Annotated in this window: 24 protein-coding genes; 15 read left to right on the plus strand and 9 right to left on the minus strand. The window is 71.9% G+C overall.

The window, feature by feature from the left end:
• Positions 1 to 73 precede the first annotated feature (73 nt).
• From ACZ58V_RS39205 to ACZ58V_RS39220, 4 genes are all read left to right on the plus strand, one after another.
• Positions 74 to 1,333, plus strand: coding sequence for a DUF418 domain-containing protein (locus ACZ58V_RS39205; RefSeq protein WP_468189326.1), 1,260 nt, complete (start codon positions 74 to 76; stop codon positions 1,331 to 1,333).
• Between the two features lie 252 nt (positions 1,334 to 1,585).
• The gene (locus ACZ58V_RS39210; protein ID WP_468189328.1) at positions 1,586 to 3,112 is read left to right on the plus strand and encodes an acyl-CoA synthetase; all 1,527 of its coding nucleotides are present in this window, start codon (positions 1,586 to 1,588) and stop codon (positions 3,110 to 3,112) included.
• 61 nt (positions 3,113 to 3,173) lie between these two features.
• Positions 3,174 to 4,016, plus strand: coding sequence for an alpha/beta fold hydrolase (locus ACZ58V_RS39215; protein ID WP_471296052.1), 843 nt, complete (start codon positions 3,174 to 3,176; stop codon positions 4,014 to 4,016).
• 65 nt (positions 4,017 to 4,081) lie between these two features.
• Positions 4,082 to 4,795: an alpha/beta fold hydrolase gene (locus tag ACZ58V_RS39220; protein ID WP_468189332.1), complete on the plus strand. Its 714-nt coding sequence runs from the start codon at positions 4,082 to 4,084 to the stop codon at positions 4,793 to 4,795.
• Here the strand turns inward: ACZ58V_RS39220 and ACZ58V_RS39225 are convergent.
• A complete protein-coding gene (locus ACZ58V_RS39225; protein ID WP_468189334.1) occupies positions 4,767 to 6,881 on the minus strand; it encodes an alkaline phosphatase family protein in 2,115 nt (704 codons plus the stop codon). The genes ACZ58V_RS39220 and ACZ58V_RS39225 overlap by 29 nt on opposite strands.
• A gap of 115 nt (positions 6,882 to 6,996) precedes the next feature.
• Positions 6,997 to 8,616, minus strand: a complete 1,620-nt coding sequence (locus ACZ58V_RS39230; RefSeq protein WP_468189336.1) for an acyl-CoA synthetase — start codon at positions 8,614 to 8,616, stop codon at positions 6,997 to 6,999.
• A 175-nt stretch (positions 8,617 to 8,791) separates the two neighbouring features.
• On the opposite strand from ACZ58V_RS39230, the gene ACZ58V_RS39235 reads away from it, so the two are divergent.
• The 8 genes from ACZ58V_RS39235 (at position 8,792) to ACZ58V_RS39270 (ending at position 15,406) form a co-directional block, all read left to right on the plus strand.
• A complete protein-coding gene (locus ACZ58V_RS39235) occupies positions 8,792 to 9,592 on the plus strand; it encodes a crotonase/enoyl-CoA hydratase family protein (protein ID WP_471296054.1) in 801 nt (266 codons plus the stop codon).
• A 44-nt stretch (positions 9,593 to 9,636) separates the two neighbouring features.
• A complete protein-coding gene (locus tag ACZ58V_RS39240) occupies positions 9,637 to 10,578 on the plus strand; it encodes a Zn-ribbon domain-containing OB-fold protein (RefSeq protein ID WP_468189340.1) in 942 nt (313 codons plus the stop codon).
• Positions 10,575 to 11,639, plus strand: a complete 1,065-nt coding sequence (locus ACZ58V_RS39245) for a thiolase domain-containing protein (RefSeq protein WP_468189342.1) — start codon at positions 10,575 to 10,577, stop codon at positions 11,637 to 11,639. The genes ACZ58V_RS39240 and ACZ58V_RS39245 overlap by 4 nt, the downstream gene beginning before the upstream one ends.
• Positions 11,636 to 12,802, plus strand: coding sequence for a thiolase domain-containing protein (locus tag ACZ58V_RS39250; RefSeq protein WP_468189344.1), 1,167 nt, complete (start codon positions 11,636 to 11,638; stop codon positions 12,800 to 12,802). The genes ACZ58V_RS39245 and ACZ58V_RS39250 overlap by 4 nt, the downstream gene beginning before the upstream one ends.
• Before the next feature lie 106 nt (positions 12,803 to 12,908).
• Positions 12,909 to 13,151 carry a DUF397 domain-containing protein gene (locus ACZ58V_RS39255; protein WP_215123856.1) on the plus strand — a complete coding sequence of 81 codons (243 nt, stop codon included), beginning with the start codon at positions 12,909 to 12,911 and terminating at the stop codon, positions 13,149 to 13,151.
• A 164-nt stretch (positions 13,152 to 13,315) separates the two neighbouring features.
• The gene (locus ACZ58V_RS39260) at positions 13,316 to 14,209 is read left to right on the plus strand and encodes a universal stress protein (protein WP_471296057.1); all 894 of its coding nucleotides are present in this window, start codon (positions 13,316 to 13,318) and stop codon (positions 14,207 to 14,209) included.
• A gap of 40 nt (positions 14,210 to 14,249) precedes the next feature.
• On the plus strand, positions 14,250 to 14,849 hold the full coding sequence (locus ACZ58V_RS39265; protein ID WP_468189348.1) for a CGNR zinc finger domain-containing protein: 600 nt from the start codon (positions 14,250 to 14,252) through the stop codon (positions 14,847 to 14,849).
• 59 nt (positions 14,850 to 14,908) lie between these two features.
• Positions 14,909 to 15,406: a glycosyltransferase family protein gene (locus ACZ58V_RS39270; RefSeq protein ID WP_003987988.1), complete on the plus strand. Its 498-nt coding sequence runs from the start codon at positions 14,909 to 14,911 to the stop codon at positions 15,404 to 15,406.
• A 74-nt stretch (positions 15,407 to 15,480) separates the two neighbouring features.
• Here ACZ58V_RS39270 and ACZ58V_RS39275 read toward each other — a convergent pair whose 3' ends face one another.
• The gene (locus ACZ58V_RS39275; protein WP_468189351.1) at positions 15,481 to 16,620 is read right to left on the minus strand and encodes an aminoglycoside phosphotransferase family protein; all 1,140 of its coding nucleotides are present in this window, start codon (positions 16,618 to 16,620) and stop codon (positions 15,481 to 15,483) included.
• Between the two features lie 234 nt (positions 16,621 to 16,854).
• Here ACZ58V_RS39275 and ACZ58V_RS39280 point away from each other — a divergent pair, with 234 nt between their 5' ends.
• On the plus strand, positions 16,855 to 18,348 hold the full coding sequence (locus ACZ58V_RS39280) for a DNA-binding protein NsdB (protein ID WP_468189353.1): 1,494 nt from the start codon (positions 16,855 to 16,857) through the stop codon (positions 18,346 to 18,348).
• Between the two features lie 5 nt (positions 18,349 to 18,353).
• Here ACZ58V_RS39280 and ACZ58V_RS39285 read toward each other — a convergent pair whose 3' ends face one another.
• Positions 18,354 to 19,763 (minus strand): PP2C family protein-serine/threonine phosphatase, encoded by a 1,410-nt coding sequence (locus ACZ58V_RS39285; protein ID WP_468189355.1) that lies wholly within the window; start codon positions 19,761 to 19,763, stop codon positions 18,354 to 18,356.
• A gap of 271 nt (positions 19,764 to 20,034) precedes the next feature.
• On the minus strand, positions 20,035 to 21,129 hold the full coding sequence (locus ACZ58V_RS39290) for a baeRF3 domain-containing protein (protein WP_468189357.1): 1,095 nt from the start codon (positions 21,127 to 21,129) through the stop codon (positions 20,035 to 20,037).
• A gap of 112 nt (positions 21,130 to 21,241) precedes the next feature.
• Between ACZ58V_RS39290 and ACZ58V_RS39295 the strand changes: the two genes are divergently transcribed.
• Positions 21,242 to 21,598, plus strand: coding sequence for a hypothetical protein (locus ACZ58V_RS39295; RefSeq protein ID WP_468189359.1), 357 nt, complete (start codon positions 21,242 to 21,244; stop codon positions 21,596 to 21,598).
• A gap of 36 nt (positions 21,599 to 21,634) precedes the next feature.
• Here the strand turns inward: ACZ58V_RS39295 and ACZ58V_RS39300 are convergent, their stop codons facing one another.
• The gene (locus ACZ58V_RS39300) at positions 21,635 to 23,209 is read right to left on the minus strand and encodes an alpha/beta hydrolase (protein WP_471296060.1); all 1,575 of its coding nucleotides are present in this window, start codon (positions 23,207 to 23,209) and stop codon (positions 21,635 to 21,637) included.
• 274 nt (positions 23,210 to 23,483) lie between these two features.
• Between ACZ58V_RS39300 and ACZ58V_RS39305 the strand changes: the two genes are divergently transcribed.
• Positions 23,484 to 24,155: a chaplin gene (locus ACZ58V_RS39305; RefSeq protein WP_468189363.1), complete on the plus strand. Its 672-nt coding sequence runs from the start codon at positions 23,484 to 23,486 to the stop codon at positions 24,153 to 24,155.
• Positions 24,156 to 24,391: 236 nt separating this feature from the next.
• Here ACZ58V_RS39305 and ACZ58V_RS39310 read toward each other — a convergent pair whose 3' ends face one another.
• From ACZ58V_RS39310 to ACZ58V_RS39320, 3 genes are all read right to left on the minus strand, one after another.
• Positions 24,392 to 25,126: a class I SAM-dependent methyltransferase gene (locus ACZ58V_RS39310; RefSeq protein ID WP_471296063.1), complete on the minus strand. Its 735-nt coding sequence runs from the start codon at positions 25,124 to 25,126 to the stop codon at positions 24,392 to 24,394.
• A gap of 6 nt (positions 25,127 to 25,132) precedes the next feature.
• Positions 25,133 to 25,255, minus strand: a complete 123-nt coding sequence (locus tag ACZ58V_RS39315; protein ID WP_468189367.1) for a hypothetical protein — start codon at positions 25,253 to 25,255, stop codon at positions 25,133 to 25,135.
• Between the two features lie 113 nt (positions 25,256 to 25,368).
• On the minus strand, positions 25,369 to 25,854 hold the full coding sequence (locus ACZ58V_RS39320; RefSeq protein ID WP_471296065.1) for a nucleoside deaminase: 486 nt from the start codon (positions 25,852 to 25,854) through the stop codon (positions 25,369 to 25,371).
• Positions 25,855 to 25,955: the final 101 nt, after the last annotated feature.

The raw sequence follows: 25,955 nt of genomic DNA on the forward strand, positions 1-25,955 counted from the left end.
GTCATCCTTTGGTCGGCGCCCGCTCGCCCTCCGGCCGATGTCCCAACGGGTCCCGTTTTCCTAGCTTGACGACATGACGATCGCGACCGAAGAGGGCCCGCTGCGGCGCGGTGCCGTACGGCCCGGCGAGCGGGCACTCGCCCCCGATCTCGCACGCGGGATCATGCTGCTGGGCATCGTGCTGTCCAACACCGCCTTCCACCTCTGGGCGGCCCGGCGCGGGCCCTCCGGATGGCAGCCCGTGGACGGCTCGTGGCTCGACCACGCCGTGCAGTTCACCATGATCATCGTGCTCGACCTGCGGGTCTACCCGCTCTTCGCCTTCCTCTTCGGCTACGGCATGACGCAGCTCTACCTCCGTCAGACCGCCGCCGGCACCGACCCGCGCGACGCCGCGAGAATCCTGCGCAGGCGCAGCCTCTGGCTGATCGTCATCGGCCTGACGCACGCCGTCCTGCTGATGGCGGGGGACATCATCGGCTTCTACGGAGTCCTGAGCCTCGTCCTCGGCCTGGCCTTTCTGCGGCGCGGCGAACGCACCCTGAAGTGGTGGATCTGGCTCGGGGTCGCCCTGATCGTGCTCGTCTCGGCCGGGCCCGCCCTCTCGGCTCTGTTCCGGGGCGAGCTGGGCACCTTCGGTGACGCCGGGGCCGACCCGGGCTTCAAGGCGTACGCATCGCAGGAGGCGAACTGGCTCACCGCGGCGGGCACCCGACTCCGGACCGGCCTGTTCGTCACCTTCGTCGCCGCCCCGCTGACCCTCGTCGGCGGCGGATACATCCTCTTCCTGCTCGGCTTCTGGACCGCGCGCCGCCGCATCCTGGAGGAACCGGGTCGCCACCGCACGCTGCTGCGCCTGACGGCGGTGCTCGGCATCGCGGCCGGCTGGCTCGGCGCACTGCCCGCCGCACTCGCCCACATCGGCGTCCTGCGCGTGCCGGACGACATGCAGAGCGAGTCCGGAGCGCTCACGGTGCTCCGCGACATCACCGGCAACGCCGCGGGCCTCGGCTATGTCGCGGCCGTCGCCCTCTTCGCGCACTGGTGGACCACTCGTGGGCCCCGGCGCGGAGCGACAGCGGTGGCCGCGGTGACGTCCGTCGGCAAACGGTCCCTGTCCTGCTACCTCGCCCACTCGCTGCTCTTCGCCCCGGTGCTGGCCGCCTGGGGACTCGGCCTCGGCGAGCATCTGGGCAGCGCCACCATGGCGCTCTTCGCGTTCGCCGTCTGGCTGGTCACGGTGGCCGGAGCGTACGCCCTGGAACGCGCCGGCCGCCGGGGCCCCGCCGAAACGGTGCTGCGCCGGCTGATGTACGGCCGCCGGGCGGGGTGAACGGGGTGCCGCTCCACCGGGAGCGGCACCTCACCGGCACGGTCAGCGCCACTCGTGCACCCGGACGACCCTCAGCTTCGGCGAGGACAGGATGTCCTTCTCGCGGAAGCACGACGTCACCCACTTCTCACCGGAGAACTGGCCAGCGCTGAGGTTGAGTCCGTCGCCGCGCCTCGACTCCCGAGGCTGCCCCGTCCTGGACCACGCGAGGCGACTTGACCTCCCCCGGACGCCGACCCAGGATCGACTTTCATGACGACGCCCGGACACGGCAGCACGGTCGACGGAGTCCTACGACGCAGCGCCCGCCGCACACCGGCGCGCGTCGCGGTGGAGTACGGCGAGCGCACCTGGACCTACGACGAACTCGACACCGCCGTCTCCCGCGCGGCGAGTGTCCTCCTCGACCAGGGCCTGTCCCCCGGGGACCGGGTCGGAGCCTACGGCCACAACTCCGACGCCTATCTGATCGCCTTCCTGGCCTGCGCCCGAGCGGGCCTGGTGCACGTACCCGTCAACCAGAACCTCACCGGCGACGATCTCGCGTACATCGTCGGCCAGTCCGGCAGCTCCCTGGTCCTCGCCGACCCGGACCTCGCCGGCCGGCTCCCCGACGGCGTACGCACATCGCCCCTGCGCGACGCCGGCGACTCGCTGCTCGCGCGGCTCGCCGAGGCACCCGTGTACGACGGCCCCGAGCCGCGCGCCGAGGACCTGGTGCAACTGCTGTACACCTCCGGGACCACCGCCCAGCCCAAGGGCGCGATGATGACGCACCGGGCCCTGGTGCACGAGTACCTGAGCGCCATCTCGGCCCTCGATCTCAGTGCGGGGGACCGCCCCGCGCACTCGCTGCCCCTGTACCACTCGGCGCAGATGCACGTCTTCCTGCTGCCCTACCTCGCGGTCGGCGCGACGAACATCGTCCTCGACGCACCCGACGGCGACCGGCTCCTCGACCTGGTCGAAGCGGGCCGCGTGGACAGCCTGTTCGCCCCGCCCACCGTCTGGATCGCCCTGTCCAACCGCCCCGACTTCGCCACCCGCGACCTGAGCGGCCTGCGCAAGGCCTACTACGGGGCGTCCATCATGCCGCTCCCCGTACTGGAACGGCTGAAGGAACGCCTCCCGAGGCTCGCCTTCTTCAACTGCTTCGGCCAGAGCGAGATCGGCCCCCTCGCCACGGTCCTCGCCCCCGAGGAGCACAAGGGCCGCATGGACTCCTGCGGCCGTCCCGTGCTGTTCGTCGAGGCCCGCGTGGTCGACGAGGACGGCGAGGCCGTACCCGACGGCACCCCCGGCGAGATCGTCTACCGCTCCCCGCAACTGTGCGAGGGCTACTGGGACAAGCCCGAGGAGACCGCGGAGGCCTTCCGCGACGGCTGGTTCCGCTCCGGCGACCTCGCGGTCCGCGACGCGCACGGCTACTTCACGATCGTCGACCGGGTGAAGGACGTCATCAACTCCGGCGGCGTCCTGGTCGCTTCACGCCAGGTCGAGGACGCCCTGTACACCCACCCCCAGGTCGCCGAGGCCGCGGTCGTCGGCCTCCCCGACGAACGCTGGATCGAGGCCGTCACGGCCGTCGTCGTCCCGCGCGGCGAGGTCACGGAGGCGGAACTGATCGACCACGTCCGCGAGAAGCTCACCCCCTTCAAGGCCCCGAAGCGCGTGGTGTTCGTGGACGGACTCCCGCGCAACGCCAGCGGGAAGATCCTCAAGCGGGAGCTGAGGAAAGACCTCGGAGGCGGGCCGGGACCCGCGGCATCAGACGGGTGACGTCGTAGCCCCGGCAGAACCCGGTTGCGCCCCAGTGGCATCGAGACTGAGGATCGACCGCATGCTGATCTTCAGCGCCCCGGACGGGACCCGACTCGCCTGCCACATCCGCGGCGAGGGCGAGCCGCTCGTCGTGCTGCCCGGCGGCCCCATGCGGGCCTCCGCGTACCTCGGGAACCTGGGCGGCCTCGATGCCCACCGGCAGTTGGTCCTCCTCGACCTGCGCGGCACGGGCCGGTCCGAGATCCCGGCGGATCCCGCGACGTACCGCTGCGACCGCCTCGTGGACGACGTCGAGGCGTTGCGGCGCCACCTGGGCCTGGAGCGGATGGACGTGCTGGCGCACTCGGCGGGCGGGAGCCTCGCCATGCTCTACGCGGCCCGCTGTCCGGACCGGCTGGGACGGCTGGCCCTGGTCACCGCCACCCCCTGGGCACTGGGCCTGCCGGCGACGGCCGAGGACCGGCTGGCGGCGGCCCGGCTGCGCGAGCCGGAGCCCTGGTTCACGGACGCTTTCCCGGCGTTCGAGGCATGGCTGGCCGGTACCGGGGACTTCGACCCCGTGTTTCTCCCGTTCTTCTACGGACGCTGGGACGACGCCGCCCGGGCCCATGCCGACCGCGAGGAGGACGAAACCAACGACGACGCCGGGGACGTCTACGGCGCGGACGGCGCCTACGACCCGGACGTGACCCGGACCGCGCTCGCCGGCCTCACCGCCCCGGTGCTCGTACTGGCGGGTGAGGTCGATGGCGGCCCACGTCCCAGCCTTGCCCGGCACGCCGCCGAGGTCTTCCCGGGGGCCGAGTTCGCCGTGCAGCCGGGGGCGGGGCACTACCCGTGGCTGGACGACCCGGGGTGGTTCGTGCGCCGCGTGGCCGCCTTCTTCTCCGGAGGGGAGTGAGGCCTCCTTCTGCTGTCGGCAGAGTGGGCCCTGCCTTCTGAGCACCCGTCGCTACCGTTCCCGGCATGGACACAGAGCGGCGTACCGTACGGGCGAACGGCATCACCCTGGCCTACCGTGCCTGGGGACCGCAGGACGCGCCGCCCGTCCTGCTCCTCCACGCCCGTGGGGCTAACGGTGCCGACTGGTCCGAGATCGCCCCCGCACTGGCCGCCGGGCCCCGCCGGGTCTACGCCCCGGACCTTCGCGGGCACGGCCGCAGCGACTGGCCCGGCGACTACGCCTACGAGACCATGCGCGACGACGTACACGCCTTCCTCACCGCCCTCGGCATCGCTCGCGCCGATATCGTGGGCCACTCGCTCGGCGGCGCCGTCGCCTGCCTGCTCGCCCAGCACAGTCCGCACCTCGTGCAGCGCCTTGTGCTGGAGGACGTGCCCGCGCCCTTCCCGCTGGACCCGCCGCGCCCGCTCGCCGAACGTCCCGGCGGGGACCTGCCGTACGACTGGGCGATGATTCTCGCCACCGACCGGCAGCGCAACGCCCCGAAGCCTGTGTGGTGGGACCACATGGGGCGGATCACCATGCCCACGCTGTTGATCGGTGGCGGGCCGACCAGTCCGATCCCTCAGGAGCAGATCGTCGCCTTGGCCGATCCGCTTCCCGATGCCCGGCGCGTCACCATCGACGCCGGGCATCTCGTGCACGAGGTTCGACCCGAGGAGTTCCTCGCGGTCGTGGAGGACTTCCTCAGCCCTGCGGACCGTACGCCGTCATGAAGCGGTCACGGAACTTGTCCATGCCCCACCGGGGAGCGTTCTCCGCGGGCTTGAGGCCGTCGGTCCAGCCCCAGTCGGCGACCCGGTCCAGGACCTTCTTGTCCTTGGCGACGATGGTGATCGGCACGTCCTTGCCGGTGTCCCCGGCGGTGACGGTCGGCACCGGCTGGTGGTCGCCGAGGAACACGAGGACCGTGTCCTCGTCGCCGTAGCGCTCGAGCCACTCGGTGAGGCTGCGCAGGGAGTACTCGATGGCGTGCCGGTACTCGGTGCGCACCTTCTCCGGGTCCTTCCAGACCTCCGTGGGGTTGGTGCCCTCCTTCTTGATCTGGTGGAACACCGAGCCGTCGCCGAGGTCCTCCCAGTCGATCATCCGCGCGATGGGCGACCACGGGTTGTGGCTGGAGGCGAGGATGATCTCCGCCATGATCGGCTCACGGTCCTTCTTGCCGTGCTCCAGACGCTGGAAGGCCTCCATGCTGAACTGGTCGGGCACGGGCGTCCAGCTGAAGTACGGGCCGTGATAGCCGAGGTGCTCGGAGTCGTAGATGTGGTCCAGGCCGAAGTACTTGCCCTCCGGCCAGGCCCGGCGCACCCCGGGCACGACGCCGACGGTCCGCCAGGCGTTCGTCTTGCCGAAGTAGTTGGTCAGCGTCATGCGGTCGCTGGTGGTCAGGCTGCGGTACCGCTGCTGGTTCTTGATCCACAGCCCGGACAGGAACGTCGAGTGGGCGAGCCAGCTGCCCGCGCCCGTCACCGGCGACTGCAGCCAGCCGCTGCGCGACTCGAATCCGGCCGCCTTCAGCGAGCTGGTGCCCTCCTTGAGCACGGAGTCGATCTGGGGCGCCATCGCCGGGTCGTCGATCGCGACACGGCCGTAGCTCTCGATGAAGGTGAACAGCACGTCCTTGCCGCGCAGCCCCGTGAGCAACTGGTCGGGCGGCGTCTTCGCGAAGGCGTCCACGGCGGCCTGCTTCCGGAACACCCGCGCGTCCGCCAGGCCCGCGCGCACCTGGTCGACCCGGTTGCCGAGGAACTCGGCGTTGCCCTTGGTGGCGAACGGCACGCTGCCGACCTGCACGCCCAGAGTCATGGCGGTGATCCACGCCGTGCCGAGGATCAGTGTCGTACGGGCGGCGACGGGACGGTGGCTGACCATCAGGTTCGTCAGCCGCACCATGGCCAGCGTCGTGAGAACCAGAACCGCCACGAACAGGACGATCACACCGGCCACGGCCAGCACCTGGCCGGTACGGCCGAACGTCTCCCTCAGGAAGTCCGTCGCGTTCTCGATCAGTATCCAGTCCAGGACCAGGTCGAAGGGCCGGGCCAGCACCTGGTAGAAGCCCATGTCGACGAACTTCAGGATGGTGACCAGCCCGAGGAACGCACCCGAGACGACCGCCGCGATCCGCCGGGCCCGCGGCGGCAGCGCGAGCAACAGGCCCGCGAGCAGCACGCCCTCCGCGGGAATGCGGACGAACGAGGCGAACTCGATCTTCTCCATCTGGTTGGGCACGAGGAGCGCGAAGAACACGAGCGCACCGGCGAGGACGGTCGTCCCGACGCTGACGCCCCGCGCCGTACGGGGGGAGCGCCGCCGCCATCCGAACCAGCCGGCCCTCACCGCGCCCGGTGCCTCCTCGGGGGAGGCTTCCTGCGCGTGGGCACCATCGCCCTCTGCTCGCGCAGCGGAGCCGGCGTCGGTGTCCGGGGCGGCGGCGTCGCCGTCCGAGTCCGCCGTGCCGGTGCCGCCGTCGGGGTCCGTCGTAGCGGGCTCCTCGTCCGGTCCCGCCGTGCCGGTGCCACTCTCCGAGTCCGCTTCGGCCGCGGCGCCGTCCGAACCGGTATCGCCGCCCGAATTCCCCGCGCCGACGCCGGTGCCGCTGTCGGAGTCCCCCGTGGCGGTGCCGCCGTCCGGTTCTGCCTCGCCGGTGTCCTTGTCCGAATCCGCCGCAGTCCCGGGACCGTCCGCTTCCGCTTCGGCCGCGCCGCCGTCCGGCTTCGCCCCACCGGCATCGTCATCCGGTTCCGCCCCGTCCCCGGTCGAGTCCGGCTGCTGACGGGAGCGAGTGAAGAGCGACACCCGGAGGTCCTTCCGTGCGGTCTTGCTAGGCATGGCAAACAGAGCCCGGTGAACCGAGCCTGCCACCACCAGTACGTCCGCAGGTCACCTTAGGTTCAATCGACAGGCCGGAGAATCACCCGTCCGCCGCCACCGCAACGTCCCGCGCCCACCGGTAGTCCGCCTTGCCGCTCGGCGACCGCCGGACCGACTCCGTGATCACCAGCTGGCGCGGGATCTTGTAGCCGGCGAGCCGGTCACGGCAGTGCGCCCTGATGTCCTCCAGCGACGGCCGCGCCGCCCCGTCACGCAGCTGCACCACGGCCGCCACATGGTGGCCCCACTGGGGATCCGGCACCCCGGCCACCAGCGCGTCGTAGACGTCCGGGTGGGACTTGAGGGCCTGCTCGACCTCCTCCGGGTACACCTTCTCGCCGCCGGTGTTGATGCACTGCGAACCGCGCCCGAGGACGGTGACGACGCCCTCCTCGTCGACGGTGGCCATGTCGCCGAGCAGCACCCACCGCTCGCCACCCCTCTCGAAGAAGGTCCCGGCGGTCTTGGCGCGGTCGTTGTAGTAGCCGAGCGGCACATGTCCGCACTGGGCGATACGCCCCACCTCACCGGCAGCCACCGGCTCGTACGTGGCCGGGTCCACCACCTGCGTACGGGCGTTGACCCGGATCCGGAAGCCCCGCTCGGGGCCGGAGTCCTCGGTCGCCGTGCCGTTGAAACCGGACTCCGACGAGCCGAAGTTGTTCAGCAGCATGGCGTTCGGCACCAGCTCCTGGAACTGCCGGCGCACCGTGTCCGACATGATCGCGCCGGACGACGACACACTGAACAGCGACGAGCGGTCGATGTGCTTCAGCGGACCAGCCAGCGCGTCGATCAGCGGCCGCAGCATCGCGTCGCCCACCAGCGAGATGCTGCTGACCCTCTCCTTCTCCACGGCCCGCAGCACCTCCTCGGGCACGAACTTGCGGTGGATCACGACCCGCTGCCCGAAGTTGAAACCGATGAACGCCGTGAGGGTGGAGGTGCCGTGCATCAGCGGAGCCGTCGGGAAGAAGGTGATCCCGGTCCCACTCGCCGCGACGCGCTCGGCCAGCTCCTGCGGCTTCTTCACCGGCTCACCGGTCGGTGCGCCCCCGCCGAGACCCGCGAAGAACAGATCCTCCTGCCGCCACATCACACCCTTGGGCATCCCGGTCGTACCGCCGGTGTAGATGATGAACTGGTCGTCGGCCGAACGCGCCGGGAAGCCACGTGACGACGACCCCGCGGCCTCGGCATCCGCGAACTCCGTGCACGGCACCTCGGCGGCTGCCGGCACCGGCGCACCCACCCGGACCAGATGCCGCAGCTTCTCCGCCCGCGGCCGCGCCGCCGCCACCCGGTCCGTGAACTCGGCGTCGAAGACCAGCGCCACCAGATCCGCGTCCCGGTAGAGGTACACCAACTCCTCTTCGACATAGCGGTAGTTGACGTTGACCGGGACGATCCGCGCTTTCAGGCAGCCCAGCACCGTCTGCAGGTACTCCACCCCGTTGTAGAGGTGGAGGCCGAGGTGCTCACCGGGCCGTATCCCGCTGTCGAGCAGATGGTGGCCGACGCGGTTGGCCGCCGCGTCCAGCTCCGCGTAGGTCAGACGGCGCTCCGCGCCCGTACCGGGATGGTCGGCGTACACCAGCGCCTCACGGCCGGGGACGACATCGACGACCGACTCGAACAGGTCGGCAAGGTTGTACTCCACCGTTCCTCCTGACCCGGGACGTGCCTGGCATCGGACGGTTCGCCGGTCATCAGAGCAAAGGGCGGTCCAACTGTGAAGGGTCCGCGCGAAGAAAACTGACTACCTGTCAGAAAACCCTTGAAGTGCCTCACGCCCTACTGCAACCTGTTCTCGTTCTTCGAGAGGGGAGTTGGCCATGGATGGGACGGAACACCTCACCGTGCAGCGCCAAGGCGCCACACTGGTGCTCACGCTCAACAGGCCGGAGGCCAGGAACGCGCTCTCGTTGCCGATGCTCGTCGGCCTCTACGACGGCTGGCTCGAGGCCGACGCGGACGACTCGGTCCGCTCGGTCGTGTTCACCGGCGCGGGCGGCTCGTTCTGCTCGGGCATGGACCTCAAGGCCCTCGCCGGGAACGGCATGGCCGGCGAGGAGTACCGCGACCGGCTCAAAGCCGACCCCGACCTGCACTGGAAGGCGATGCTGCGCCACCACCGCCCCCGCAAGCCGGTGATCGCCGCGGTCGAGGGGTACTGCGTCGCGGGCGGCACCGAGATGCTCCAGGGCACCGACATCCGCGTCGCCGGCGAATCGGCGACCTTCGGCCTGTTCGAGGTGAAGCGGGGCCTGTTCCCCATCGGCGGCTCCACGGTCCGGCTGCAGCGCCAGATCCCGCGCACCCACGCCCTGGAGATGCTCCTCACCGGCCGCCCCTACAGCGCCCGCGAGGCCGCCGCCATCGGCCTGATCGGCCACGTCGTCCCCGACGGCACCGCGCTCGCCAAGGCCATGGAGATCGCCGAGCAGATCAACTCGTGCGGCCCACTGGCCGTCGAGGCCGTCAAGGCCTCCGTCTACGAGACCGCGGAGATGGCCGAGTCCGAGGGCCTCGCGGCCGAACTCACCCGGGGCTGGCCGGTGTTCGACACCGCCGACGCCAAGGAGGGCGCCCGCGCCTTCGCGGAGAAGCGACCGCCCGTCTACAAGCGCGCCTGACAGCCCCCTGCCGTCCGCGCGCCCGACCGAAGGAGCCCCGTGGTATGCCCGAAGTCCTCAAAGCCCCCCTCGTCGTCGAGTTCCCCTTCACCCGCTCCCTCGGCCCCGTCCAGAGCGCCTTCCTGACCGGCCTGCGCGAAGGCGTCGTCCTGGGGGTGCGGGCGAGCGACGGCCGCGTTCTCGTCCCGCCCGCCGAGTACGACCCCGTCACCGCCGAGGAGATCCGCGACCTCGTCGAGGTCGCCCCCACCGGCACGGTCACCACCTGGGCCTGGAACCACGCCCCGCGCCGGGGCCAGCCCCTCACCACCCCCTTCGCCTGGGTCCTGGTCCGCCTCGACGGGGCGGGCACCGCCCTTCTGCACGCCCTGGACGCCCCGGGCCCCGACGCCGTACACACGGGCATGCGCGTCCGCATCCGCTGGGCCGAGGAACGCACCGGAGCCATCACGGACATCGCCTGCTTCGAGCCGTACGACGGCGAGGCCCCGCGAGTCACCGGCGCCACCGGCGAGTTCGAGGACCCGGTCACCGGCATCGTCGCCCCCGCCCGCCTCGACTACGTCTACTCGCCCGGCCGCGCCCAGACCGCCTACATCAACGCCCTCGGCGGCCGGCGCACCGTCGGCGAGCGCTGCCCGTCCTGCCGGAAGGTCTACGTCCCGCCGAGGGGTGCGTGCCCCACATGCGGGGTCGCCACGGACGAACAGGTCGAGGTCGGGCCGCGCGGCACGGTGACCACGTTCTGCATCGTCAACATCAAGGCGAAGAACCTCGACATCGAAGTGCCGTACGTCTACGCCCACATCGCCCTCGACGGCGCCGGCCTCGCGCTGCACGGCCGGATCGGCGGCATCCCCTACGACGAGGTCCGCATGGGGCTGCGGGTCGAACCCGTGTGGACCCAGGGCGCCCGCTACCCCGACCACTACCGGCCGACGGGTGAGCCCGACGCGGACTACGACACCTACAGGGAGCTGCTGTGACGAGCGCACCGCGGGACCGCGAGATCGCCGTCGTCGCCTTCGCCCAGACCGCCCACCGGCGCACCAGCGAGGAGCACTCCGAGGTGGAGATGCTCATGCCGGTGCTGCACGAGGTCCTCGACCGGACCGGCCTGAAGACCGCCGACATCGACTTCACCTGCTCCGGCTCCAGCGACTACCTCGCCGGTCGCGCCTTCTCCTTCACCCTCGCCCTCGACGGCGTCGGCGCCTGGCCGCCGATATCCGAGTCCCATGTCGAGATGGACGGCGCGTGGGCCCTGTACGAGGCCTGGACCAAACTCCTCACCGGCGACGCCGACACCGCCCTGGTCTACTCGTACGGCAAGTCCTCGCCCGGCCCGGTCCGCGACGTCCTGACCCGCCAGCTCGACCCGTACTACGTGGCACCCCTGTGGCCCGACTCCGTGGCGCTCGCCGCCCTCCAGGCGCAGGCCCTCATCGACGCCGGCGACACCGACGAGCCCGCCCTCGCGGCCGTCGCCGCCCGCAACCGGGAGGCGGCCTCCGCCAACCCGCACGCGCAGCTCAAGGGCCCCGTGCCGCAGGGCGACTACCTCGTACGACCCCTGCGCACCGGCGACTGCCCGCCCATCGGCGACGGCGCCGCCGCCGTGATCCTCGCGGCCGGAGACCGGGCCCGCGAACTGTGCGCACGCCCCGCCTGGATCCGCGGCATCGACCACCGCATCGAGGCCCACGGCCTCGGCGTGCGCGACCTGACCGACTCGCCGTCCACCCGCCTGGCCGCCGAGCGGGCCGGCGCCTTCGAACGGCCCGTCGACACCGCCGAGCTGCACGCGCCCTTCACCTCGCAGGAGATCGTCCTGCGCAAGGCCCTCCGGCTCGACAACGGCGTACACGTCAATCCGTCCGGCGGCGCGCTCGCCGCCCACCCGATCATGGCCGCCGGACTCATCCGCCTCGGAGAGGCCGCCGCCCGGATCCACCGCGGCGAGTCCGACCGCGCCCTCGCCCACGCCACGTCCGGCCCCTGCCTGCAGCAGAACCTGGTCGCCGTACTCGAAGGGGAGCCCCGATGAGCAAGGAGCCCGTGGCCGTCGTCGGCATCGGCCAGACCAAGCACGTCGCGGCACGCCGGGATCTGTCGATCGCCGGGCTGGTCCGGGAGGCGGCACGACGCGCGCTCGACGACGCCGAGCTGACCTGGGCCGACATCGACGCCGTCGTGATCGGCAAGGCGCCCGACTTCTTCGAGGGCGTCATGATGCCGGAGCTCTACCTCGCCGACGCGCTCGGAGCCGTGGGAAAACCGATGCTCCGTGTGCACACCGCGGGCTCGGTCGGCGGATCCACCGCGCTCGTCGCCGCGAACCTCGTCGCGGCCCGCGTCCATGGCACCGTGCTCACCCTCGCCTTCGAAAAACAGTCCGAGTCGAACGCCATGTGGGGCCTGTCCCTGCCGATCCCCTTCCAGCAGCCCCTGCTGGCCGGGGCCGGCGGATTCTTCGCCCCGCACATACGCGCCTACATGCGACGCAGCGGCGCACCCGAGTCGATCGGCGCCCTGGTCGCCTACAAGGACCGGCGCAACGCGCTGAAGAACCCCTACGCCCACCTGCACGAACACGACATCACGCTGGAGAAGGTGACGGCCTCGCCCATGCTGTGGGACCCGATCCGCTACTCGGAGACCTGCCCCTCCTCCGACGGCGCCTGCGCCATGATCCTCACCGACCGCGCCGGAGCCGCCCGGGCGCCACGCTCGCCCGCCTGGATGCTCGGCGGAGCGATGCGCAGCGAACCGACCCTCTTCGCCGGCAAGGACTTCGTCTCCCCGCAGGCCGGCCGGGACTGCGCGGCCGACGTCTACCGGCAGGCCGGGATCACCGACCCCCGCCGCGAGATCGACGGCGCCGAGATCTACGTGCCCTTCTCCTGGTACGAGCCGATGTGGCTGGAGAACCTCGGCTTCGCCGGCGAGGGCGAGGGCTGGAAGCTCACCGAGGCGGGCGTGACCGAACTGGACGGGGACCTGCCCGTCAACATGTCGGGCGGCGTCCTGTCCACCAACCCCATCGGCGCCTCCGGCATGATCCGCTTCGCGGAGGCGGCGCTCCAGGTGCGCGGGCAGGCCGGGGAACACCAGGTGGACGGCGCCCGCAGGGTCCTCGGACACGCCTACGGCGGCGGATCGCAGTTCTTCTCGATGTGGCTCGTGGGAGCACAACCCCCCAAGTCCTGAAACAACTCCCGAAACGACTCCTTAAAGGTCCCCCTCACGTGCCCTGTTGGCCATGGGAAGCGATCGCTAGGCTGGCCGCGGACGACGAACCGGGAGGAGCACGGACGTGGCCGAGACCACCACCCAGCAGCGCCCGCTCATGGGCTGGGACAAGCCGGAGCTGGACCTCACCAACGCCGACTGGCAGTCCAGCAGCCGTGGCGTGGGGGATGTCCAGATCGCCTTCGTGGAGGGCTTCATCGCCATGCGGAACAGTGGCCGCCCGGAAAGCCCTTCCCTGATCTTCACGCCCGACGAGTGGGGCGCGTTCGTGTCGGGAGCGCGGGAAGGGGAGTTCGACCTCACGTGACACGGGCCGGGTGAGCCGTCCCGGAGTGCCGTGATCCGACGGCCGATCCGGGGGTGTTTGCGCCCGCGTTTCCGGACACGCGACCCGAGACATCCTCCCGGGGCCGGCCCCTGAGCCAGGCTGGCCCCCGGAAGGGACGGTCGTATCCCGGAGGTGAGGTATCCGTGAGCACCCTGCCGGTCATCGCGGCGGTCGACGGTTCGGACGACAGCCTGCGCGCCCTGGAGTGGGCCCTCGACGCCGCCCGCAGGCGTTCGGCGCCCCTGCGCGTGGTCCATGTACGCCAGTACGCCCACTGGGCACAGCCCGAGGTCCTCGCCGCCGGGGCGGCGGACCCACAGGACGACCCCGTCCTCGACCGGGTCCGCACCCGCCTGGAAGGACGCGCCGACCGGCCGGACACGGAGTACGTCGGGCTGGAGGGCGCGGTCGGCGCCGTCCTGCCCGAACTGGGAGCCTCCGCCCAGCTGCTGGTGCTGGGCTCCCGGGGCCGCGGCGGGTTCGCCGGCCTCCTGCTCGGCTCCAACGGCATGGCCGCCGCCCGTGACGCCGAGTGCCCCGTCGTCGTGGTGCCCCGGACCGGAGGCGATGTCCAGGACGACGGCCCCGGCCGGCGCGTCGTAGTCGGCCTGAAGGTGGACGGCCCCGACGAGGCCACGCTCGAGTTCGCCTTCGCCGAGGCCGCCCGGCGCGGCGCGCGGCTCCAGGCGGTCGCCGCCTACCCATGGCCCGCGCAGCCCTGGATGATGCCCGGGGAGATGCCCCCGCCGGTGGTCGACCAGGACGTCATCGAGGGCGAGGCCCGGGTCCTCGCCGAGGGCTTCCTCGCCCCGTACCGCGAACGGCACCCCGACGTCCCGGCCGAGCCGCTCGCCGCGGCGGGCGACGCGGCCGGACACCTCGTGGCGGCCTCCCAGGACGCCGACCTCGTCGTGGTGGGCCGGCACCGACGGCATCTGCTGGCACCCGCCCGCATGATGGGCTCGGTCACCCACGCCGTCCTGCTGCACGCCGCGTGCCCCGTCGCGGTGGTCCCGCCGGCGCCGCCCGAGGACTGACCTCGCTGTAATGGATACCGGCAGGCCTATCATCAGCCCCATGCGCGAACCGATCAGCAGGGACGCCCGGCTCGCCCTGGACCTGGCCCTCACCGTCCGGCACGACGGCGACGGCGGCGTGGCCGACGATCTGACCGACCCGGCGGGCCTGACCACCTGGGTCCGGGCACACGCCGAGGTCCTGCCGGACACCGGGGGGTTCACCGCCGACGCCGCCCGGCTCGCCGACCTCCGCGAGCTGCGCGCCGCCGCCCGGGCGCTCTTCGCCCGCGCCGTGCGCCCCGGCGAGCCCAGCCCCGCGGACGCGGCCCGCCTCCTGCCCGAGGCCGAGGCCGTGCGGCGCCTCAACGAGGCAGCCGCCCGCACCCCCACCGTGCCGGTACTGCACTGGCCCCGGGAGGCCGGACCCGTCGTCCACCAGCGGCCGGTGCACGGCGCCGACGACCTGACGGCAACCCTCGCGCGCGCCGTGATCGCGTTCCTCGCGAGCCCCGACCGCGAGCGGCTGCGAGCCTGCCACGCACCGCGTTGCGTGCGGTACTTCCTCAAGGAGCACCCACGCCAGGAGTGGTGCGAACCGTCCTGCGGCAACCGCGCCCGGGTCGCCCGTCACCACCAACGGCACCGGGTGTCGGCCTAGGCCGACCGGGACGCCGCCCTCCCGACACTTCGCAGGCCGGGCCACGTACCATTGGCGACATGTCGTTCCTCCGCCGCCGCAGCGCCACTCCCGCCGGGCCTGACTTCGACGTACTGGCCATGGACCCGGGCGACTGGCCCGGCAACCTCGGTGCGGGACTGCTGCCCGCCCCCGACGGCACCTGCCAGGGCGTCTTCCTGCGCTACGACCTGTTCGGCGGCCGCGGCCCCGCGATGATCATCGGCAACCTGCCCGAGGGCTCCCCGGCGCGCGAGGTCCCCGAGGGGCAGGTCCCCTTCGAGGTGGCCCAGCTGCTGCTGGCGCTGGAGAACGACGAGGAGGTCACCGTCGTCAGCACCGAGGACGTGCCGGTGATGCAGGGCGACAACCTCCTGATCGTGCGCCGCGTCAAGCTCTCCGAGGGCCGGATCTCCTGCGTGCAGTTCGACCGCAGCGACAACGTCCTGGTGACCATCGCCGCCTGGGACCGCCCCATCACGGACGACCTGTACGCCCTCCTCAAACCCCTGCCCGCGGAGCTGTTCCAGCAGGGCTGAACCGGCGGCGGAACGCCACACACGAAAGGGCCGCTGTGCGCCTGTCCAGGCGCACAGCGGCCGCTTCGTCCCCGTCAGCGAGTGCCGACCGCCGCGCGCACGGCCCGCCGGGCCAGCTGGCAGTCGTCGTGCAGCCGCCGCAGCAACAGCCGCTGCTCCTCGCCGGACGGCGCAGCACCAGGGTGGGCCGAGCCCGGTGCCGCCGGGGCCGGGTCGTGCATCGAACGCTGCACGGCCGTCTCATATGTACGGATCTCACGGGTCAGCACCAGCATCAGGTTCACCAGGAAGGCATCCCTGGACGCCGGGCCCGCCGACTGGGCGATCTGGCTGATCTGGCGACGAGCCACCGGTGCGTCCCCGAGCACCGACCACAGCGTCGCCAGGTCGTAGCCCGGCAGATACCAACCCGCGTGCTCCCAGTCCACCAGCACTGGACCGGCTGGTGACAGGAGGATGTTCGACAGCAGTGCGTCGCCGTGGCAGAACTGGCCCATGCCCTGCCGCCCGGCCGCCTGTGCGATGCCGTGCAGCAGCTTCTGCAGGTCACCCAGGTCCCGGTCGGTGAGCAGGCCCAGCTCGTGGTACCGCGAGATCCGCGCCGCGTAGTCGAGTGGAGCGTCGAAGGTGCCCGCCGGCGGCCGCCAGGCGTTCAGCCGGCAGATCGCGCCCAGCGCGGCTCTGATGTCCGCGCGCGGTGGGGCCTCGGCCGGGTGCCGCTGGAGTGCCGCCACCCGCCCGGGCATCCGCTCGATCACCAGGGTGCAGTTGTCCGGGTCCGCCGCGATCAGTCTCGGCACCCGCACGGGAGGGCGGTGCCGGACGAACGAGCGGTACGCCGCTATCTCGTGCTGGATCCGTTCGGACCAGGCGGGGGAGTGGTCCAGTAAACACTTGGCGACGGCCGTGTTGCGACCCGTCGTACCGACCAGGAGCACGGACCGGCCGTTGCGGCGCAGTACCTGCACCGGGGCGAACTCCGGGCAGATGCGGTGCACCGACGCGATGGCGGTGCGCAACTGCGCGCCCTGGGGGCCGGACAAGTCGAGTCTTCCGCTGAGCGGTTGGGCTCCGAGAACCGCGCCGCGCCGCGCCCTGCCCGCACCGAGCACGGGGGCCGCCGGCCGCGCGGGGGCGAGGTAGGGGCCGCTGTCCGTGGGACGCGGGTGCAGCGACCGGGGCGGTGCGGACACGGAGGACGATGCTGCGTACATGGGCGAGACAGATCCCTTCGTGTGCCTGCGACGACTGCGCCCCACCCGGCCCGGACTCCCGGGAGCATCCTGGGGAATGTCCCTGCGGCGACCGGGTCGGGGTGGCGCGTTCCTACCTGACACCGGATGTCCGGTGGCACACCATCTGGCGAACCCTGGCGAACTCTGGCGAATAGTCGCCCGGCAAGTCTCCCCGGGCTACTGTCAACTCAGCCGAGTACCTGGGGGCTTGATGTGAGCGGACAACCCAACACCCGTCTCTCGGACCTGTTCGGCCTGGCCGGCTGGTCGAAGGGCGAGCTCGCGAGGCTGGTCAACCGGCAGGCGGCGGCCATGGGCCACCCCCAGCTCTCGACCGACACCTCCCGGGTGCGGCGTTGGATCGACACGGGAGAGATCCCGCGCGATCCGGTGCCGCGGGTGCTGGCGGTTCTGTTCACCGAGCGTCTCGGCCGTGTCGTGACCATCGAGGACCTCGGTCTGGTCCGGCACGGGCGTGCGGGGAAACGGCAGGGCGGCGGGAGCACGGAGCCTCCCGACGGTGTGCCGTGGGCGCCCGAGCGGACAGCCGCGGTCCTCACCGAATTCACGGGAATGGACCTCATGCTCAACCGACGCGGCTTGGTGGGCGCGGGCGCCGCGCTCGCCGCGGGATCCGCACTCAGCAGCGCCATGTACGACTGGCTGCACACCGACCCTGCCCTGACTGTCGACGCTCCCGACCTCGACCAACCCCTGCACGCCGACCCCGCCGGGTTCGACCGTTACGAGGCCGCCCCCATCGGGTCGCAGGAGATCGAGGAACTGGAGCGCTCGGTCGAGGTGTTCCGCGCCTGGGACGCGGCCCGCGGCGGCGGGCTCCAGCGCAAGGCCGTGGTGGGCCAGCTCAACGAGGTGGGCGGCATGCTCGCCTACCGTCACCCACCCCATCTCCAGCGGCGCCTGTGGGGCGTCGCCGCCAACCTGGCCGTCCTCGCGGGCTGGATGTCGCACGACGTCGGCCTGGAACCCACGGCCCAGAAGTACTTCGTCATCGCCGCGCACGCGGCCCGAGAGGGCGGGGACCGGCCCCGTGCGGGCGAGGCACTGTCCCGTGCGGCCCGCCAGATGGTCCATCTGGGCAAGCCGGACGAGGCCCTGGACCTGATGAGGCTCGCCACGTCCGGCTCGGGCGACGACGTGCTGCCCCGCACCCGGGCGATGCTCTGCACCATCGAGGCCTGGGCACAGGCCGCCATGGGCAAGGGCCAGGCGATGCGCCGCACGCTCGGGCAGGCGGAGGACCTGTTCGTCTCCGACAAGGCCGACGCACCGCCGCCGGACTGGATGCAGACCTTCAAGGAGGAGGACCTCTACGGCATGCAGGCCCTGGCCTACCGCACGCTCGCCGAGTTCGATCCGGGCGCGTCCGCGCATGCCCAGCACTACGCGGAGAAGGCGCTGGCCCTGCGGGTCGACGGCCGGCAGCGGTCGAAGATCTTCGACTATCTGTCGATGGCTTCGGCCTGCTTCATCGCGGACGACCCCGAACAGGCGGATAGGTACGCGCGGTTGGCCCTGGTGTCGATGGGCTCCAACTCCTCCCACCGCACCTGGGACCGCCTGCGCGAGATGTACCGGCTCACCGCCGAGTACGCCGGCTACCCGAGGATTCAGGAGCTGCGGGAGGAGATCAAGCTCGCCCTGCCGAAGACGAAGGGCAGGGGCGGCAACAGCGCGCGGGCCTGAGTCTCCTATGACGTGACCTTGGCGACGAGCACACAGGCGTTGTCCTCGCGCGCGCTCTCGCCGAACTCCTGGACGAGCGTCCGTATGCAGTCCTCCGCGGTGTGGTTCCCGGTCAGGCGCGGGGCCAGGTCGAGGAGGAGGTTCCCTGCCGCCGCTCCGGTGTGCCCGGGTACCAGCCCGTCGGTGTGCAGGAGCAGCAGGTCGCCCACTTCGAGGGTCTCTTCGGCCTGCCCGTAGACGGCGCCCGAGGTGGCGCCGAGCAGGACGCCGCTCGGTGCGTCCAGCGCGCGCCCCGTCCCGTCGCGGAACAGCAGCGGGGCGGGGTGCCCGGCCTGCGCCCACACCAGGGTGCGGGTCCCGGGCCGGTAGCGGCAGCAGACGGCGCTGCCGAGGGCGGGTTGCACGGTGGCGTCGAGTAACTGGTTCAGCCAGGCCATCAGCTGTCCCGGCGGGGCGCCGGCCATCGCCATGCCGCGTACGGCGCCGAGCAGCATGGTCATGTTCGATGTGACACCGACTCCGTGTCCGGTGAGGTCGCCGACGCTGAGGAGCGTTTCGCCGTCGGTCAGTTCGAGCGCGTCGTACCAGTCGCCGCCGATCAGCGTGGTCGTGGACGCCGGCAGGTGGTAGGCCGCGAGGTCGAGGGTCCCGGGGCCGCGGTGCGGGAGCCGCAGGGAGCCGCGCCACGGCGGCAGCACGGCCTCCTGCAGCTCGACCGCGAGCCGGTGTTCGGTCTGCGCGGCCTGCCCCCGGTGGTGGAGCGAGTCACGGGTCTCGCTGACCACCCGCTGGCTGCGGCGCAGTTCGCTGACGTCCCGCAGCACGGCCCACATCGAGGCGGTGCTGCCGTCAGTGTCGAGCACCGGTTCGCCCATCATGTGCACGGTCCGGACGTCGCCGTCCCGGCGTGCGATGCGGAACTCGCCGTCGATGGGCCGGGCGTCGACGAGGCAGTTCGTGACCATCGCTGTCAGCTTGGGCCGGTCCTCGTCGAGGACCAGGGACGGCATCTCGTCGAGGGTGAGCGGCGGAGCCTCGGGATCGCGGCCCAGGATCTGGTAGAGCTCCCCGGACCAACTTGCCTCGTCCGTCAGCAGGTTCCATTCGGCGCTGCCGACCCGGCTGAGCAGTGAGCCCTGCGGGGGCGCGGCGGGTTCCAGGGGCGCCGCCGCGGGCGGCGGGCCTTCCCGCAGCTGGGCCAGGTGCTCGTCGAGGTCGTTGAGCTGGTGCAGGGCCAGGTCGTACAGGGCGCGCTGCCAGCGACCCCGCGGGTGGTCCGATCCGTCCCCCTCGGCGTCGCGCCGCACCGCGTCCATGTCGCCCTTGAGCCGCCGTGTCTGCGATATGAGCGCGTCGACCGAGCCGCGTCCGGGCGGCTGGGCGGCTGGACGGTCCGCGGAGAGGTGGGACGGCATGACGCACTCCGATGCGGGGACGGTACGACCAAGGCGGACGGAGGGACCGTTACGACTGTCGCACAGCCCGCGACGCCCTGTAAGGGATTTGGCAACACACGATACGGTGGTGCTTCTGGCATATGCCACAGTCTCACGGAGTTACTCCGAGGTAGGCGCGAGGTGTGCCGCTCGGATGCCCAAGTCGTAGGTTACACAGGGTATTTGACGACCCGTGGGTAACATTGCGTCCCGGTGCCGCGCACGTTCGACGGCCCTGTGTTCGAGAACTTCAGTACCGCAGGACCCCGGCGATGCCGTCCGCCTCGCCGAGTGTGCCGTCCGGTACGAAGCGGACGTCGGCGCCCGTCTCCAGGCACTGCTCGACGATCTCGTCCACGATGTCCTCGCGGGAGTCGAGGTCGCCGGACTCGGCGAGGATCAGATGGTCCCCGGCGTCGCGGACCGTCACGCGGTAGTTCTCCTCGACGGCCAGCAGCCGGACGCGGCCGACCCGGGCGCTCTGCCACAGCTCGTCGACACCGGCGGCGAACTCCCGCCGCCCGCGGGCCGTTTCCAGGGCACGGCTCACGGCGTCCGTGTTCCTGAGGGCCTCCGCCTCGATCACCGGCCGCATGGCCTGCCACACCGTCTCGGGCGTCCCGTGGGCGAGCCCGCCGTGCGGGACGTGCACCGCGCCCTTGGCGGCGCCGCCGACCTCGTCCAGCAACGACAGGGCGGCCGGCTCGCCGGTGACGTACAGCCGTCGCGGGTGGTCGCGCAGGACGGTGCCCAGTGCGGTGTCGGTCTCACGCAGGAACTGGCGGGTGCGCTCCTCCCGGAAGGCGCTCGGCAGATCCCCGATCCGCTGCTGCCGTTCCGGGTCGAAGTTCTCCACGCGTCTGGTCAGCGGGAAGCCGCCGACGCGTGCCTCGGTCACGCGGTCGACTCCGCCGTTCCACAGCGTGACGCGGTCCGCGGCGAGCGACAGCACCCAGAAGGGCCGCCCGGCCGTCTGGGCGGATACGAGATTGCGGGTGAGGAAGGTGTCCGAGAGTACGACGCGCTCGGGCACGGACCGGGCGAGCGACCACACCTGGTGCTCACCGGGAGCCGCGAAGATGACCAGGCCGTCCTCGGCGTGTGTCAGGTCGACCTCGGACAGGGCCCGGTCGAGGTGCCGGGCGACCTCGGTCCGCCGATCACGGCTGACCGCCGGATCGGACTCCAGTTGCCTCTTGGCCTCGGCCACCACGTTGCGCAGCCGGACCTGGTCCTGGGCGTTGTAGGGCTCGCGTCGGTGTATCGGCGTCAGCACGGAGACCGCGGGGTAGGGGCGCGGGCGCCGCAGCTCGGCAAGGGTCGCGGGACTCAGAACGTGCTCCATGACAGCACGATAGAGCCGATTCGGGATTGGGGCATTTGGGGCAATCGGCTCGCCGGTTCGAGTGCTCGTGCGCGCGTTCGCGGAGGCACGCTGGGAGAGGAGGTGGCAGTCGATGGCACGCCTGGTGGTGGACGGCGCGGAGGTCGTGGTCCGGCTCGCGCTGCGGGAAGGGCTGTCGGCCCGGCGCCGCGAGGTGCGGGTGCCGCTGGCGGATGTACGTGCCGTGCGCGTCGAGGGCGACTGGTGGCGCGGTCTGCGCGGCACGCAGCTCGGCGGGCGCTGCCGTCCCGGCCGGTGGTGCGTGGGGGAGCGGCTGCACCCTCGCGGCCGGGACTTCGTGGCGGTGCGGGCCGGGGTTCCCGTCGTGGTCGTGGATCTGCGGCGGCCGGTGCCGTTCACCCGTCTCGCCGTCTCCGTCGCGGACGCGGAGCAGACTGCCGAGGCGCTTCGGCGACGCTCACGCGGGTGAGGGCCGGGTGCGCCGTCCCGGAGCGGATCCGTGTTCTCACTCCGTGTCGTGGTCGGAGCCGCAGGAGCTGCCGTCCGGCGGGAGAGTGCCGTACAGCAGGAAGGCGTCGACCTTGCCGTGCACACACTTGGAGGACCCGTAGCCGGTGTGGCCCTCGCCCCGGTTGTCGAGCACCACGGCCGACGAGCCGAGCCGCTCGGCCGTCTCCACCGTCCAGCGGTACGGTGTGGCGGGGTCACCCCGGGTGCCGACGAGCAGCATCCGCGCCGTGTCGACGTCCTTCACCTCGTCGCGTATGAAGTCGGTGCCCTTGGGACGGCCGTAGCACAGCAGTACCTGGGTGAGCCGGTACCGGCCGAAGACCGGTGACGCCTGCTCGTACCGGGCGCGCAGTCGGCCGAGGTCCTTGGTGACCTGCGCGGCGGCGGGGCGGTCGGGATCGTCCGCGCAATTGACCGCCATCAGCGCCGCCGGCAGGTTGTCCAGGGGCACGTCCCCGGGGTCGACGAGTCCGCGGTGCTTGCCCCGCGGCGGCGGAAGCGTGACACCTCCGGACGCGAAGGCCTCCAGGCCGCGCGTGTCGCCCTCCTCGAGCAACTGGGCGACCGCCCGCTGCAGCGAGGGCCACAGCTCCCTGCTGTAGAGCCCCTGCCCGAGCGCGCCCGCGAAGTCCTGGCCGGAGAACGCCTCGCCGAAGTCCGTCGGCACCGGGTCCTCGTCGAGCGACTCGACCACCTGTACGACATGTTCCCTGGCCGCGCGCGGATCCTGCCCGAACGGGCAGGCGATGTCCTCCGTGCACCAGGTCAGGAAGTTCTCCAGCGCGGTCTGCTGTCCCCGGGCGCTCACCATGCCCTGCTCGGACAGCGGCTGGGTCAGCGTGTCCACCCCGTCCAGCGCCACCCTGCCGACCTTCTCGGGGAACCGGGCCGAGTACACCGCCCCGAGCCGGCTTCCGTACGAGAAGCCCAGGTAGTTGAGCTTGTCGTCGCCGAGCGCGTCGCGCATGACGTCCATGTCGCGGGCCGCGTTCACCGTGCCCATGTGGCGCAGGACGGGGCCCGAGTGCTCGGCGCATTCGGCCGCCGCCGCGCGCAGCTTCTCGAGCACGGCCTGCGGATCGGCGACCTCGGCGTTCCCGTCCGTCGCGTCCAGTGCGCCGGTGGAGGCGTTTCCGCAGCTCACCGGGGAGGAGCGGCCGACGCCGCGAGGGTCGAAGGCGACGACGTCGTAGCCGTTCGTCAGGCCCATGAAGTGTTTGCCGCCGATGGCGAGTTGGGTCACGCCCGGGACGCCCGGGCCGCCGAAGTTCAGCAGCACCGAGCCCCGGGACTTGCCCGTGGCCCGGTAGCGGGCCAGGGCGAGATCGAGAGTCCCCTTATCGGGCCTGGCGTAGTCGAGCGGGACGGTGACCTTGCCGCACTGCAAATCCTTCGGCATGTCCATGCCCTCGCACGCCGACCACTTGACCTTCTGGTCGTAGAAGCGCGTCAGGCCGGGCGTGGGGTCGTCGGCCGCGGCCGGCAGGCCCGCGCCCAGCAGGGCCAGCCCGGCCACGCCGGTGACCGCGCAGCGCCGGATCGAGAGGTGCGTGGACAGCTTGGCCAGCATCAATGCCTCCAGGGGTGCCCCACAGCGGACCGGGAACCGGCGCCCTCGCCCACCATAAGCGGGCCCCGGAAGCGGCGCCTCCGGGCGGGTGGGGCCGCTCGAAGTGCCTGATGGCGCGCGGCTTCGTCCCGCATACGAAGGGCTTTACCGCTAGTTCGACAACCGGGCCGCTCGATGGAGTGAAAGGCCGATAAGCCATAACTCGGATCGTGCGCCCCGCGTTCTATCCCGTGCGGGTGAGTGCCCGCGACGATGTCTGGAAGGCAGGGAACCTATGAAACGGGTTACGCGAAACGGTGTGATCGCCGTCGCCGCCGCCTCGGGCGCGATGGCCATGGCCGTCCCCGCGTTCGCGGATTCCGCGGCGGACGGATCGGCGGCCGGTTCGCCCGGGGTGGTCTCCGGTAACACCATTCAGCTGCCGGTGCATGTCCCGGTGAACGTGTGCGGGAACACGGTGAACGTGGTGGGGGTCCTGAACCCCGCCGCGGGCAACAGCTGCGCGAACAAGGGCGACGGGCGGGCGGGACGGCCGGGCAAGCCCGGCGGTGCGGTCGCCGAAGGCAGCGGAAAGGATTCGCCGGGCGTGGCCTCCGGCAACGGCGTGCAGCTGCCGGTCGACCTCCCGGTCAACGTCACCGGGAACAGCGTGAACGTGGTCGGCATCGGCAACGCGGCGACCGGCAACGAGTCCTCGAACACCCCCGGCGGTCGGCCGGTCCGCCCCCACCACCCACCGAAGCCGGCGGCCCCGAAGCCGTCCGTTCCGCCCCGGGCGCACCCGGCCCCCGTCCCCGTGCCTGCCCCGCACTCCGCGCCGCAGGCCACGGGTGCCCTCGCCCACACGGGCTCGGACCACACCCTGCCGGTCGTCGCGGCGAGCGCGGCGCTGGTGCTCGGGGGTGTGGTGCTGCGCCGGCGGTTCCGCCCGGCCGCGGACGACTGACCGGACGGCTCGCAGCGGCGCGGCCGGGCGTATCGCGGTGAGTGGCCCCGCCCAGGACACCGACGCCCCTGCGGGGCGGGCGTCGGCACGCGATACCGCTCCCGGGCCCGGAAACGGCGGCGCCCTTGCGGCCCCGCCGATCGGTGGCAGGCGACACCGAACTGTTCGGGCCCGGGAGCGGCGACGACGTCTGAGCCCCGCCGAGCGGCCCTGGCCGCTCGGCGGGCCCGGTGTCGTCACACCGGCTCCGCCACCCCCGTGAGCAGCACCATCCCGGAGTCGCCGTGGTCCGGCATGGTGCGGTCGGTGTCGATGTGGGTTACATCGAGGTCGCGGGTCAGAGGGGTGAAGACCTCGGTGACCGTCGTCGGGTTCACCGGGCAGCCCGGCCAGCGGGACGCCGGGCCGATGCGGTAGGTCGGCAGGTTCTCCATGAAGGCGGCGACCAGGTGGCCGCCCGGCGTGACCGTGCGGACGAAGGTGCGGCAGAAGTCTGCGAACTCGGCGAAGTCCTCCGTGGCGCCCTCGGCGACGAAGTGCATGGAGGCGAGTTCGTAGAAGCCGGGCGGCAGGGTCCGGACGTCGGCGTGGACGACGTTCACCGGCGCCAGTGCCCCGGCCAGGGTCGCCGGCACACCGGGGTTGAGCTCTCGGCACAGGGCGTGGAAGGGGAGCCAGCTCGCGTCGAGGCGGTGACAGATCTGTTCCTGGAGATAGGCGACGCTGCTCGCCCCCGCCTCCACGGCGTCGATCCTGCGGCACGCGGCGGACGCGAGGATCAGCGGGTAGAGGTTGGGGCCCGCCCCGAACTCCACCGAGCGGGCGATGCCGCCGGGCGGGAAGCGCCGGTAGAAGGTGCTGTGGTGCGCGATGATCGCCGCGTCCGAGGGATGCACCTCGCGGTAGTTCTCCGCGAGGTAGTCCGCGACCGGCCAGCGGTCCCAGTCCACGTCGTCGTTGTGCGTCGTCATGGCCGTTCAGCCCTTCAGCCGCGGCGGGAAACGCTCGGAAGGCCGGGTCAGGGTCCCGTACACGAGGGCGGCCACCGTGACCAGGGCGACGCAGACGGTCGTCAACCGCCATGCGGGCAGCGCAGACATGCGCCTCCCCCCGTTGGGGAGAACGAGGCGGGACGCCTGGTCCAGTTGAATTCGATCGTAGATTCGCCCATGCGGCCCTGCATCTCGGGCGCGCTGGGGAATCCCGGGGCGGCTCAGCCGCGCCCGCCATGGAACCGCACGTGCAGATCCCGGATCCGTTCCGTCAGCTCGGGTACCGGACCGTCCACGGTCACACCGGGTGCGACCTCGTGGACGGGGAGTGTGCGCACCGGTGGCGCGGGGACTCCCAACTCGCCCAGCCAGGATACGAGTTGCTCGGACGAGGCGACGTAGGCGATGCGTCCCAGACCGACCCAGGCGTGCGCCGCCGCGCACATCGGGCAGTGCTCGCCGGAGGTGTAGACCGTGGCCGCCGCCCGCTCCTCGGGCGTGAGATGGGCGGCCGACCAGCGCGCCAGCTCGAACTCGGGGTGCCGGGTGCGGTCGCCCGAGGCCACGCGGTTGCGGTCCTCGGCGAGGACCGTGCCGTCCCTCCCCACCAGTACAGAACCGAAGGGTTCGTCCCCGTCGTCCAGTGCCTCGGCCGCGAGTTCCACGCAGCGGCGCAGGTGAGGCAGTTCCGTGTCCTTCACGACCATGGTGCCGGGCCCTTCCTCGTGACGAAGTGATCAACAGGACTGTACGGCGGTATCGACGCCGGCCGCCCGGATATCCCATCGGATGTCACATCCACGCCCGT

The organism is Streptomyces sp. NPDC040589 (assembly GCF_055594445.1).